The sequence below is a fragment of the Pseudomonas sp. HS-18 genome, from assembly GCF_020401845.1.
Classification (GTDB): domain Bacteria; phylum Pseudomonadota; class Gammaproteobacteria; order Pseudomonadales; family Pseudomonadaceae; genus Pseudomonas; species Pseudomonas nitroreducens.
Map to the genome: position 1 here is coordinate 2839046 of NZ_CP084413.1, position 12189 is coordinate 2851234.

The 12189-nt window shown below is 66.5% G+C and carries 12 protein-coding genes; 9 read left to right on the forward strand and 3 right to left on the reverse strand.

Annotated features, from left to right (window positions below):
* Positions 1–97 precede the first annotated feature (97 nt).
* Positions 98–1213 carry a 2-aminoethylphosphonate--pyruvate transaminase gene (locus LDJ84_RS13310; RefSeq protein WP_024762380.1) on the forward strand — a complete coding sequence of 372 codons (1116 nt, stop codon included), beginning with the start codon at positions 98–100 and terminating at the stop codon, positions 1211–1213.
* Between the two features lie 32 nt (positions 1214–1245).
* Positions 1246–2073 carry a phosphonoacetaldehyde hydrolase gene (phnX, locus tag LDJ84_RS13315; protein WP_196912851.1) on the forward strand — a complete coding sequence of 276 codons (828 nt, stop codon included), beginning with the start codon at positions 1246–1248 and terminating at the stop codon, positions 2071–2073.
* A gap of 567 nt (positions 2074–2640) precedes the next feature.
* Here phnX and LDJ84_RS13320 read toward each other — a convergent pair.
* Positions 2641–3243 (reverse strand): helix-turn-helix domain-containing protein, encoded by a 603-nt coding sequence (locus LDJ84_RS13320; protein WP_065083834.1) that lies wholly within the window; start codon positions 3241–3243, stop codon positions 2641–2643.
* A gap of 52 nt (positions 3244–3295) precedes the next feature.
* On the opposite strand from LDJ84_RS13320, the gene rhtA reads away from it, so the two are divergent.
* Complete coding sequence (rhtA, locus tag LDJ84_RS13325; protein ID WP_024762378.1) at positions 3296–4171, forward strand: threonine/homoserine exporter RhtA; 876 nt, start codon at positions 3296–3298, stop codon at positions 4169–4171.
* Between the two features lie 57 nt (positions 4172–4228).
* On the opposite strand, the gene LDJ84_RS13330 is transcribed toward rhtA, so the two are convergent.
* Entirely contained in the window at positions 4229–5632 is a 1404-nt protein-coding gene (locus LDJ84_RS13330; RefSeq protein ID WP_226046447.1) for an MATE family efflux transporter, read from the reverse strand.
* A 261-nt stretch (positions 5633–5893) separates the two neighbouring features.
* Here LDJ84_RS13330 and pdxB point away from each other — a divergent pair, with 261 nt between their 5' ends.
* Positions 5894–7042, forward strand: a complete 1149-nt coding sequence (gene pdxB, locus LDJ84_RS13335) for a 4-phosphoerythronate dehydrogenase PdxB (protein ID WP_226046448.1) — start codon at positions 5894–5896, stop codon at positions 7040–7042.
* 25 nt (positions 7043–7067) lie between these two features.
* Here the strand turns inward: pdxB and LDJ84_RS13340 are convergent, their stop codons facing one another.
* A complete protein-coding gene (locus LDJ84_RS13340) occupies positions 7068–7241 on the reverse strand; it encodes a PA1571 family protein (protein ID WP_164488251.1) in 174 nt (57 codons plus the stop codon).
* Between the two features lie 248 nt (positions 7242–7489).
* Here LDJ84_RS13340 and LDJ84_RS13345 point away from each other — a divergent pair, with 248 nt between their 5' ends.
* The 5 genes from LDJ84_RS13345 (at position 7490) to ssuD (ending at position 12149) form a co-directional block, all read left to right on the forward strand.
* Positions 7490–8617, forward strand: a complete 1128-nt coding sequence (locus LDJ84_RS13345; protein WP_226046449.1) for an ATP-NAD kinase family protein — start codon at positions 7490–7492, stop codon at positions 8615–8617.
* A gap of 85 nt (positions 8618–8702) precedes the next feature.
* Positions 8703–9104, forward strand: a complete 402-nt coding sequence (locus tag LDJ84_RS13350; protein ID WP_226046450.1) for a GFA family protein — start codon at positions 8703–8705, stop codon at positions 9102–9104.
* Between the two features lie 49 nt (positions 9105–9153).
* Positions 9154–10269, forward strand: coding sequence for a saccharopine dehydrogenase family protein (locus LDJ84_RS13355; RefSeq protein WP_226046451.1), 1116 nt, complete (start codon positions 9154–9156; stop codon positions 10267–10269).
* A gap of 166 nt (positions 10270–10435) precedes the next feature.
* Entirely contained in the window at positions 10436–10993 is a 558-nt protein-coding gene (gene msuE / locus LDJ84_RS13360) for an FMN reductase (RefSeq protein WP_024762372.1), read from the forward strand.
* 10 nt (positions 10994–11003) lie between these two features.
* Positions 11004–12149 carry an FMNH2-dependent alkanesulfonate monooxygenase gene (gene ssuD / locus LDJ84_RS13365; protein WP_226046452.1) on the forward strand — a complete coding sequence of 382 codons (1146 nt, stop codon included), beginning with the start codon at positions 11004–11006 and terminating at the stop codon, positions 12147–12149.
* Positions 12150–12189 lie beyond the last annotated feature (40 nt).

A 12189-nucleotide genomic window follows, 5' to 3' on the forward strand; every position in this document is an offset into this window, starting at 1 on the left:
ATCTGCCCGGCCGGCAAGTTATGCCCAGGCCACGGCGAACCCGCCCGGCCCAACCGAATTCAGCCCTGACGACGTTCCCACGAAAGAGGAATCGAGCATGAGCACTGCCGAGCGAGCCCCCATCCTGCTGACTCCCGGTCCGCTGACCACGTCCCCCCGCACCCGTCGCGCCATGATGGTCGACTGGGGCTCCTGGGACCGCGATTTCAACGACCTGACCGCCGACGTCTGCAAGCGCCTGCTGGCGATCATCCACGGCGAAGCGACCCACACCTGCGTACCGCTGCAAGGCAGTGGCACCTTCTCAGTGGAGGCCGCCATTGGCACCCTGGTGCCGCGCGACGGCAAGGTGCTGGTGCTGATCAACGGCGCCTACGGCAAGCGCCTGGCGAAAATCTGCCAGGTGATCGGCCGCGAGTTCAGCACCTTCGAAACCGAAGAAGACGTGCCGACCACCGCCGCGGACGTCGACCGTCTGCTCACGGAAGACCCCAGCGTCACCCACGTCGCACTGATCCATTGCGAGACCAGCACCGGCATCCTCAACCCGCTGCAGGACATCGCCAAGGTCATCGAATCCCACGGCAAGCGCCTGATCATCGACGCCATGAGCTCCTTCGGCGCCCTGGACATCGACGCCCGCCACATTCCCTTCGACGCGCTGATCGCCGCTTCCGGCAAATGCCTGGAAGGCGTGCCGGGGATGGGCTTCGTCTTCGCCCGCAGCAGCGCGCTGAACGCCAGCGCCGGCAACTGCCATTCGCTGTCCATGGACCTGCAGGACCAGCAGGCCTACATGGCCAAGACCGGCCAGTGGCGCTTCACTCCGCCGACCCACGTGGTCGCCGCGCTGCACGAAGCGCTGACCCAGTACGAGGAGGAGGGCGGCCTTGCGGCCCGTCATCAGCGTTACGCAAACAATTGCCAGACTCTGCTGGCCGAGATGGCCGAACTCGGGTTCCGCAGCTTCCTGCCGGCCGCGATCCAGGCTCCGATCATCGTCACCTTCCATGCTCCGAGTGACGCCCGCTACAGCTTCACCGAGTTCTACAACCGGGTGCGCGAGAAGGGCTTCATCCTCTACCCGGGCAAGCTGACCCAGGTGGAAACCTTCCGCGTCGGTTGCATCGGCCAGGTCGACGCCAGCGGCATGCGTGCCGCCGTCGCGGCCATCGCCGAGACGCTGAAGGAAATGGAAGTATTCGAAATCTGACGCCTGCCCGAATTCCCACAGGATTGAATGCCATGAACTATGAACAACCCAAGCAACTGCAAGCCGCCATCCTCGACTGGGCTGGCACCGTGGTCGATTTCGGCTCCTTCGCACCGACCCAGATCTTCGTCGAAGCCTTCGCCGAGTTCGGCGTGCAGGTCAGCCTGGCAGAAGCCCGCGGCCCCATGGGCATGGGCAAGTGGGACCACATCCGTACCCTGTGCGACATCCCGGCCATCGCCGAGCGCTACAAGGCCAAGTTCGGCCGCGTGCCGAGCGACGATGACGTCACCGCCATCTACGAGCGCTTCATGCCGCTGCAGATCGAGAAGATCGCCGAGCATTCGGCGCTGATTCCCGGGGCGCTGGATGCCATTGCCACCCTGCGCAAGGGCGGGCTGAAGATCGGCTCCTGCTCCGGCTACCCGGCGGTGGTGATGGAAAAGGTCGTGGCGCTGGCCAAGACCAACGGCTATGTCGCCGACCACGTGGTCGCCACCGACGAAGTACCCAATGGCCGTCCGCACCCGGCCCAGGCGCTGGCCAACGTGATCGCCCTGGGCATCAATGACGTGGCAGCCTGCGTGAAGGTCGACGACACTTGGCCGGGCATCCTCGAAGGCCGCAGCGCCGGCATGTGGACCGTGGCGCTGACCTGCTCGGGCAACGCCCTGGGGTTGACCTACGAGCAGTACAAGGCGCTGCCGGCCGAGAAGCTCGATCAGGAGCGTCGTCGCATCGGGCAGATGTTCGAGGGCTCGCGGCCGCATTACCTGATCGACACCATCGCCGAACTGCCGGCGGTGATTGCCGATATCAATGCGCGGTTGGCGCGGGGCGAGATGCCGCAGGGCAACTGATCCCGAGCGTTAATGAAGAAGGCCTGCTTATCGCGGGCCTTTTTTGTTGGGGGTTTGGTGTTTCTGCGCCGCTTTGGTGTGCGCGTGGGGTTCTGTGTTTCGCCCCCTCGGGCGAGTTACTTTGGCAAACGACGGATGGCCGCCCCGCCCAAAGTAACCAAAGGTCTTGCCCCGGACATCCGGTTTTTCGCTTAGGCGAAAAATTCCCTCGTCGAATCGAAGTTTCAGGGGCACGCCACGACGGGCCATCCCTGGCCCATCGCGGCTCTCGCGACATCCATGTCGCTCAACCCCTGAAACTCCGCTTCAACGAGGCCTCCTGAACGGGGCATTCGGTGTGTGCGGACATTTCTCTGGAAGTCTTCAAAGCCAAAGCTAGGGTGAGCACGGATGCTCCCTCTCCCTTCAGGGAGAGGGCTGGGGAGAGGGTGGTTCAGACTTCTTCCAGAGCGTTCGCGAGCAAGCTCGCTCCTACAGGTCAATGCCGCTGCTTCCTCGGACCTGGGAGCGGATTTCGTCCATGATTGGCTTGCCGCTCTGTCTGTGGGGGCGGCCAGTCAGCGAAATTCAATTCACAACGTTCCGCACAAACCGCACCAGCACGTCCCCATGGTTCTGGTAGGAAAACGGTTGGTTGCTCTTGAACACATGGAATCCGCCGGCCTCGACCTCCACCGTCTCCTCGGCCAGCACGATGGTCAGCCGGCCCTCGATGACATAGGCCATGTCGTACCAGCCTTCGGCGTCGGGCTCGGCGTTGTAGCGGTCGCCGGGGGCGAGTGCCCAGTGCCAGAGTTCGGCCTGGCGCGTGGCGGGCGTGCTGGCGAGGAGGGTGCCGCGGCTGTCGGGCTGCTGGCCGCCCCAGGCGACGGCGTCTACGCGGGTCAGGCCGCCGGTGGCCGGTGGGCGTACCAGGTCGGCGAAGGTCACGTGGAGCGCGGCGGCGATGCGGTCGAGGGTTGCGAGGCTGACGTTGTTGTCGCCTCCCTCGATGCCGACCAGCATCCGCCGGCTGACGCCCGAGGCCTTGGCCAGCGCGTCCTGGCTGAGGCCGGCGCTCCGACGGTGCGTCTTAACGTTATCGGCGACGTGGACCAGCACGCTGGGACGTTCAGAAGGGGTGGGCAGTATATTGCTCATTCTGGCCTTTTTGCGCATTATGTTGCGCATAACAGTCAATCAAGATTTTCCCACCGTTGCAACGCCTGTCCTGGTCCGCATCATGCCTCGCTCTCGCTTTCTTTCCACTGTCTTTCCCATCCTCATCCTGATCGTGTCCATGGCCTCGATCCAGACCGGTGCGTCCGTCGCCAAGAGCCTGTTCCCGGTGCTCGGCGCGGAAGGCGTGACTTCCATGCGCCTGATCTTCGCCGCCATCCTCCTGCTGGCGATCCTGCGGCCGTGGCGCACCTCCCTGCGCGGTAAACCGCTCAAGCCGCTGTTCATCTATGGCGTGACGCTGGGCCTGATGAACCTGACCTTCTACATGGCGCTGCAGACCATCCCGCTGGGTGTCGCCGTGGCCCTGGAGTTCACCGGGCCGCTGGCGGTGGCGCTGTTCTACTCGCGCAAACCCATCGACTTCCTGTGGATCGCCATCGCGGTGGTCGGTCTCGGCCTGCTGCTGCCGATCGCCGACTTCGGCAACGGCATCGACCCCAAGGGCGCCGCGCTGGCGCTGGGAGCGGGAGTCTGCTGGGGGCTCTACATCATCTTCGGCCAGCGCGCCGGCAACGACCTGGGCGCCCAGGGCGCGGCGCTGGGCATCAGCATCGCGGCGATCTGCGTGGCGCCGATCGGCCTCGCGCACAGTGGCATGGGGTTGTTCGATGTCAGCCTATTCCCGGCGCTGCTGGGCGTGGCGATCCTCTCCAGCGCCTTGCCCTACACCCTGGAAATGATTGCGCTCACCCGTTTGCCTGCACGCACTTTCGGCACGCTGATGAGCATCGAGCCGGCGTTCGGTGCGTTGTCCGGTCTGGTGTTCCTCGGCGAGCAGCTGACATCGCACCAGTGGATCGCCATCGGTGCCATCATCGTCGCTTCGGTGGGCACCACGTTGAGCAGTCGGCCAAAGCCGGCGCTGGTCGCCGACTGAGAGCGGTGTCCGACAGGAAAAAGCCGCCCGAGGGCGGCTTTTTTGCGTGCGTGGGTGTCATCCCTCCACGCGCATTTCCTTCAGCAGGATCTGCCGCTTGGCGCTGCGCGACAGGCGGATGCACAGCATGACCGCCGCGCAGGTCAGGCCGACGATCAGGCCTTCCCACAGGCCGCGCGGGCCGGTGGGCTCCTGCAGCCAGTGGGTCAGGCCGAGGCTGTAGCCCACCGGCAGGCCGATGCCCCAGTAGGCGAACAGGGTCATGATCATGGTCGCGCGGGTGTCCTGGTAGCCGCGCAGGGCGCCGGCGGCAGTGACCTGCACGGCATCGGAGAACTGGAACAGCGCCGAGAACACCAGCAGCGTGGCGGCCAGCGCCAGCACTTCCGGGTCCTGGGTGTAGAGCCCGGCGATGTGCTCGCGCATCAGCAGCATGCCGCTGGCGGAAATGCAGGCGTACGCCAGCGCCGCGCCCATGCCCACGCCGGCGGCGAAGCGCGCATCGCGCGGTGCGCCGGCGCCGAGGGACTGGCCCACGCGCACGGTCACGGCCATGGCCAGCGAGTAGGGGATCATGAACACCAGTGCACTGAAGTTCAGCGCCACCTGGTGCCCGGCGACGACCTTCTCGCCGAGCTCGCCGATCAGCAGGGCGATCACCGAGAAGATGCTGGATTCGGCGAATACCGCGATGCCGATGGGCAGGCCCACCGCCACCAGGCTGCCGATCACCTTCGGCTGCGGCAGTTCCCAGTGGCTGAACAACTGGCTCGGCTGGTAGACCTTGGCCCAGTTCACCCAGAACAGCATGCCCAGCAACATGAACCACATCACCGAGCCGGTTGCCCAGCCGCAACCGGGGCCGCCCAGGGCCGGGAAACCTAGGTGGCCGTAGATCAGCACGTAGTTGATCGGGATGTTCAGCATCAGCCCGCAGATGCCCAGCACCATGCTCGGCCGGGTGCGGCCCAGGCCGTCGCTGTAGCAGCGCAGTACGTGGTACAGCGCCACCGCCGGCAGGCCGCAGGCGATACCGCGCAGGTAGAAGCAACTGGGCTCGATCAGCGCTTCCTCGACCTTCATCGCCCGCAATACCGGCTCGGAGAGCAGCCACAGCGTCGCGCCCGCCAGTGGGCCGACCAGCAGCGCCAGCCACAGCGCCTGGCGTACCAGCGGGCCGGTCCCGGCCTGGTCGCCGGAACCATAGCGCTGGGCCACCTTGGCGGTGGTGGCAAGCAGGGTGCCGGTCATCAGCAGGAACACCGGAATCCAGATCGAGTTGCCCAGCGCCACGGCCGCGAGGTCACGCGGGCCGACGCTGCCGGCCATCACGGCATCGACGAAGCCCATGGCGGTAGTGGCCAGCTGGGCGATCATGATGGGCGCTGCGAGGGTCAGCAGTTCCTTGAGTTCGGTGGCGGTGCGCCGTCCGCGGGAGACGGGCTGGGCGAGGCTGGTCACGGCTTTCCTTGGCGAAAGAAATTGGCGGGAAGCCGACCAGTTTAAGGGCTGACGGGCCGGTCAGGAAGTCTTGCCTGCGCCGCGCGGGACCGCGCAGGGCTGAAGGATCGGCGCTGACGCAGGGCGCATAACGCGCCAGCGTTATCCGCCTTGAAGGGAGCGGCGGATAATCTGTTCCAGGATATGCGCCCTACATGGCTGTGCGGGACCGAGCGCAGCAGCGCTGGTAAAGTACCTGCTGCCGATTTCTGGAGTCAGCCCATGCGTATCCTTGCCGATGAAAACATTCCCCTGGTCGAAGCCTTCTTCGGTGCCCACGGCGATATCCGCCGTCTGCCGGGACGCGGCATCGACCGTGCCGCCCTGGGCGATGCAGAAGTCCTGCTGGTGCGCTCGGTGACAGACGTCAGCCGCGAGCTGCTCCAGGGCAGCCAGGTGAAGTTCGTCGGCACCTGCACCATCGGCACCGATCATCTCGATCTCGATTACTTCGCCGAGGCCGGTATCACCTGGTCCAGTGCGCCGGGTTGCAATGCCCGTGGCGTGGTCGACTGGGTGCTGGGCAGCCTGCTGGCGCTGGCCGACGTGCACGGCGCGAAGCTCGCCGAGCGCCGCTATGGCGTGATCGGCGCTGGGCAGGTGGGCGGTCGTCTGGTGGACGTGCTGCGCGGTCTGGGCTGGGATGTGCGCGTCTGCGATCCGCCGCGCGCGGCTGTCGAGGGCGGCGATTTTCGCAGCCTGGAGGAAGTGCTGCGCGAGTGCGACGTGATCAGCCTGCACACGCCGCTGACCCGCGACGGCGACAACCCGACCCGCCACCTGATCGACGCCGAGCGCCTCAAGGCACTGCGCCCCGGCACCTGGCTGATCAATGCCAGCCGCGGCGGTGTGGTCGACAACACCGCGCTACGCGTTCACCTGGAATCCGGCGCGAATCTCGACGTGGCGCTGGATGTCTGGGAGGGCGAGCCGGAGGTCAATGTGCGCCTGGCCGAACTCTGCCGCATCGCGACGCCGCACATCGCCGGCTACAGCCTCGACGGCAAGCTGCGCGGCACCGCGCAGATCTACGAGGCGTTCTGCGCCTGGCAGCAGCGCCCGCCGGAAGTCGATCTCGACGACCTGCTGCCCGCGCAATGGCTGGCCGAACTGAGCCTCAAGGAAGAGTGCGACCCGGACTGGGCGCTGGCGATGCTCTGCCGTGCGGTCTATGACCCGCGCAGCGATGACGCCAACTTCCGTCGCAGCCTGGTAGGCGATACCAAGACCCGGCGGGCGGCTTTCGACGTGCTGCGCAAGCACTACCCGCCGCGGCGCGAGATCACCGGGCTATGGGTGGACATCCAGGGTGATTCGCCGCGCCTGGAAAGCCTGCTGACCGCCTTGGGCGCCAACCGGGTCGGGGAATAGGGCGGACGCGCCGCCGCACCGACTGTCAGCGGCGTGGCTGCTCGCAGGTCTTGTCCAGTTCCTGGCAGGCGCGCTGGATCATGTCTTCGGTGATCGGGACCTCGCGGCCCTGGGCATCGATGATCGAGCCGCCGACCGGCTGCTGCGGGTTGCGCGGGGCGGGGCGGGGAGTGGGTTCACGGTGGGTTTGCAGGCTCATGGCCAATCTCCTCTACATCAGGGTCGTTGCAGTCTAGGCAGATCAGATGAAAGCCCGGTGACAGAGGCTGCGCGTGGCAGCGCCGAAGAACCGTCACCGAAGACAGGCGACCAATGCCCTCGCAGATTGCATGCCAATCGCGTGGTCCCCGGTCGTCTGCTTGTCGTTATAGTGAGTGGAACCGTCGCTTCCCTGGTCCGACCCGGCATTGCGCCGGTGGTTCGAAGAAGTTTCCCTCGAGGTTGAGTATGGACAGGATTCGCATAGGGCTGATCATCAATCCGCTGGCCGGTATTGGTGGGCCGACGGCGCTCAAGGGCAGTGACGGGGTGGCCGAGCTGGCCCTGGCGCGCGGCGCGCAGCCGCGGGCAGCGGAGCGCACCCGCGTGGCGCTGGAGCATCTGTTGCCGGTGCGCGAGCGCCTGGAGTTCCTCACTTTTCCCGGCGCCATGGGCGCCGAGCTGCTGGCGAGCATGGGCTTCGGCCACCGCCTGGTCGGCGTGCTGGAAAAGGAGCAGAGCAGTGCGGCGGATACCCGTCACGCCGTACAGGCGCTGCAGGAGGCTGGCGTGGCGCTGATCCTCTTCGCCGGTGGCGATGGCACCGCGCGGGACGTCGCCGAAGCGGCCCGCGAAGGCCAGCCGGTGCTGGGCATCCCCGCCGGGGTGAAGATCCACTCCGGCGTCTATGCCATCAGCCCGCGGGCCGCCGGGGAACTGGCACGACGACTGGTGGACGGCGGCCTGGTGCGCCTGACCGAGGGCGAAGTGCGCGACCTCGACGAAGCGGCGCTGCGCGAGGGTCGTGTCGCTGCGCGCTGGTATGCCGAACTGACGGTGCCCGAGGAAGGTCACTTCATGCAGCATGTGAAACAGGCTGGCATGGAGACTGAGGAGCTGGTGCTGGCCGATCTCGCCGCCTGGCTGGAAGACAGCTGGGAAGACGACGTACGTTACGTCTTCGGGCCCGGTTCGACGCTGCATGGGCTGGCTACCGACCTGCACCTGGACACCACGCTGCTGGGCGTCGACGTGGTCGAGAACGGTGAAGTGATCGCCCGCGATGTCACCGAGGCGCAGTTGTTCGAGCTGGTGCACGGCCACCCGGCCTTCCTGCTGGTGACGGCCATTGGCGGCCAGGGGCATGTCCTCGGCCGTGGCAACCAGCAGATCAGCCCACGGGTGCTGCGCGCCATCGGCATCGAACGGCTGCGGGTGATCGCCACCAAGCGCAAGCTCGGCACCCTCGAAGGCCGGCCGCTGCTGGTGGACAGCGGCGACGCCGAACTGGATGCCAGCTTCCCGGCGGCAGTGCGGGTGTGGGCTGGCTACAAGGAAGAGCTGCTCTATCCGCTGGGTTGGGGCAACGAAAGCTGAAAATCCACTCCAACGCACGGTGGTGAATGTCGGCAAGGCTGATCTAGACTCCTTCGCTCCGCGAAACCGGAAGAGGGAGCAGGGCATGCATTCGGGCGGTTGTCTGTGTGGCGCGGTGCGCTACGAGATCAGCGGTGAGCTGGCGCCAATCCAGGTCTGTCATTGCAGCCAGTGCCGCAAGGCGCAGGGCGGGCCGTTCGCCACCAACATTCCGGTGGAGGTCGCCAGGTTCAGGCTGCTCAGTGGAGCGGCGCAGCTTGCCGAGTTCCGCGCGTCGCCGCAGAAGAAGCGAGTGTTCTGCCGCACCTGTGGGTCGCCCATCTACAGCGCCCGTGACACGCTGCCGGAAATATTGCGAGTGCGTGCGGGAACCCTGGACGAACCCTTGCGGACAAACCTCGAAGCACATTACTACGTCGAGTCCAGGGCCACCTGGTGGCCACTGGAGGACAATCTGCCCCAGTACCAGGGCAGCAAGCCGGGATGAGGGAGCTGGGGTGACCAGCAGCAGTCAGGGAGCAACAGGGTCAGTGGGAATGGAACGGAGATTTCGCGTGCTGGTGCTGGGCGGTTACGGCAATTTCGGCAGCATCATCGTGCGTCGCCTGAGCGCCATCGACGGCATCCGCGTGCTGGTGGGCGGGCGCGATCAGCGCCGCGCCAACGAGCTGGCTTCCCAGGTGGGGGGCGAGGCGGTGTGCCTGGACATGAACCAGCCGACGTTGGCCGGACGCCTCAATGAGCTGAAGGTCGACCTGGTGATTTCCACTGCCGGGCCCTTCCAGGGGCAGGATTATCGTGTGGCACGCGCCGCCATCGGTGCCCGCGCGCACTACGTCGACCTGGCCGATGCGCGCCAGTTTGTCTGCGGTATCCATGAACTCGACCGTGCCGCCCGCAGTGCCGGTGTTCTGGTGTGCACGGGCGCCAGTTCCGTGCCGGCGTTGGCGGCGGCGGTCATCGACGAACTGCTGCCGCGCTTCCAGCGCCTGGACAGCATTCACCATGGCATCAGCTCCTCGGCGAAGATTCCCGGGCAGGCCACCGTGTCGGCAGTACTGGGTTATTGCGGCAAACCCATTCGCCAATGGCGGCAAGGTCGCTGGCAGGACGTGCATGGCTGGCAGGGGCTGAATCGCCACCGCTTTGCCGCGCCTCTCGGATCGCGCTGGCTGGCCCACTGTGATGTGCCGGACCTGGACCTGTTCCCGCAACGCTATCCCGGCGTGCAGGACGTGCGCTTCTCCGCTGGGCTGGGCCTGCGTCTCACCCAGTTCGGTACCTGGGGCCTGTCCTGGCTGGTGCGCGCCGGCCTGGTGAAGGATGCCGCACGACTGGGCGCAGGCCTGCATCGCATGGCTGTGGCCATGGAGCCGCTGGGCGATGGCCGCAGTGGCATGTTCGTCCAGCTGCAAGGCCTTGACGGCGAAGGCAAGCCACTGCTGCTGTGTTGGGAAATACTTGCGCAGCGCGACCATGGCCCGAATATCCCCTGCATGGCGGCGGTGGCACTGGCCCGCAAGCTGGCCGCCGGGGAGCTTCGCCAGCGTGGCGCCACGCCCTGTATCGGCCTGCTCAGCAAGGATGAATACGTGGCTGAACTGGAGGGCCTGGATATCTCCCACGGCCTGCGTGAGCTGGCCGTGCATTGAGTGCCGGCTGTTGCTCAGGCAACAGTCGATCAGCAGCGCTGTTGCCTGAGTGACATGAGTCACCCCCGGTTCCCCGCTCAAGTGCCCTGAAACCGCACATTTCCCTGTTGGTACGGCCCTTGCTCAAGGCTTCTGTACCTAGCGCAACAGTCAACAGGGAAAACCCATGACCAGCCCCATCAAAGTGGTCGCCGTCTCCGGCGGCACCTATCGCCCCTCGCGCACCCTGGTGCTTACCCAGGCCGTGCTCGACGCCCTCGGCGAGCAGCTCCCGGTAGAAGCCCAAGTCATCGAATTGGCTGACATCGCCCGCCCGCTGGGTGCCGCGCTGTCCCGCCAGGAGCTCTCCGCCGAGCTGGAAGCCACCTTGCGCGAGATCGAGACCGCCGACCTGCTGGTCGTCGCCTCGCCGGTCTACCGCGGTTCTTATCCGGGCCTGCTCAAGCACCTGTTCGACCTGGTGGACATGAACGCCCTGATCGACACCCCGGTGCTGCTCGCCGCCACCGGTGGCAGCGAGCGCCACGCGCTGGTCCTCGACCACCAGCTGCGCCCGCTGTTCAGCTTCTTCCAGTCGATCACGCTGCCCATCGGCGTGTACGCCAGCGAGGCGGACTTCGCCAACTACCAGATCACCAGCGACACCCTGCGCGCGCGCATCCAGCTGGCCGCCGAGCGCGCCGCGCCGCTGTTCGCCCGTCCGCAACTGCGCAAGACCGCCTGAGGAGCCCTCGATGAACGTGTTCTGGTTCCTGCCCACTCACGGCGACGGCCACTTCCTCGGCACCAGCGAGGGCGCGCGCCCGGTATCGCTGCCGTATCTCAAGCAGATCGCCCAGGCCGCCGATTCCCTCGGCTACTACGGGGTGCTGATTCCCACCGGTCGTTCCTGCGAAGATTCCTGGGTGGTCGCCTCGGCCCTGGCGCCCCTCACCGAGCGCCTGCGCTACCTGGTGGCGATTCGTCCGGGAATCATCTCGCCGACCGTCTCCGCGCGCATGGCCGCGACCCTGGATCGCCTGTCCGGCGGACGCCTGCTGATCAACGTGGTCACCGGTGGCGATCCGGATGAAAACCGTGGCGACGGCATCCACCTCAGCCATGCCGAGCGCTATGAAGTCACCGACGAGTTCCTGCGCATCTGGCGCCGCGTACTGCAGGGCGAGTCCGTGGACTTCGCCGGCAAGCACCTGCAGGTGGAGAACGCCAAGGCGCTCTATCCGCCGATCCAGAAGCCGTATCCGCCGCTGTACTTCGGCGGCTCTTCCGCGGAGGCCCACGGCCTCGCCGCCGAGCAGGTGGACGTCTACCTGACCTGGGGCGAACCGCCACAGGCGGTCGCGCAGAAGATCGCCGACGTGCGCGAGAAGGCGGCGAAGCAGGGGCGCAGCGTGAAGTTTGGCATCCGCCTGCACGTGATCGTCCGCGAAACCGCCGAGGAAGCCTGGCAGGCGGCCGACAAGCTGATCGCCAACATCTCCGACGAGACCATCGCCAACGCGCAGAAGTCCTTCGCCCGCTTCGATTCCGAAGGCCAGCGGCGCATGGCCGCGCTGCACGGCGGCCGGCGTGACCGGCTGGAGATCTACCCCAATCTCTGGGCCGGCGTCGGCCTGGTGCGCGGCGGTGCCGGCACCGCGCTGGTGGGCGACCCGCAGCAGGTCGCCGAGCGCATCAAGGAGTACGCGGACCTGGGGATCGACAGCTTCATCTTCTCCGGCTACCCGCACCTGGAAGAGGCGTATCGCTTCGCCGAGCTGGTCTTTCCGTTGCTACCCGAACCCTATGCGAGCCTCGCCGGGCGCGGCGTGACCAACCTGACCGGGCCCTTCGGCGAAATGATCGCCAACGATGTGCTGCCCGGACGCAAGGCCGGCTGAGCCCCACCCATGACGTGCCGGGCAGGAGCCCGGTACGCAT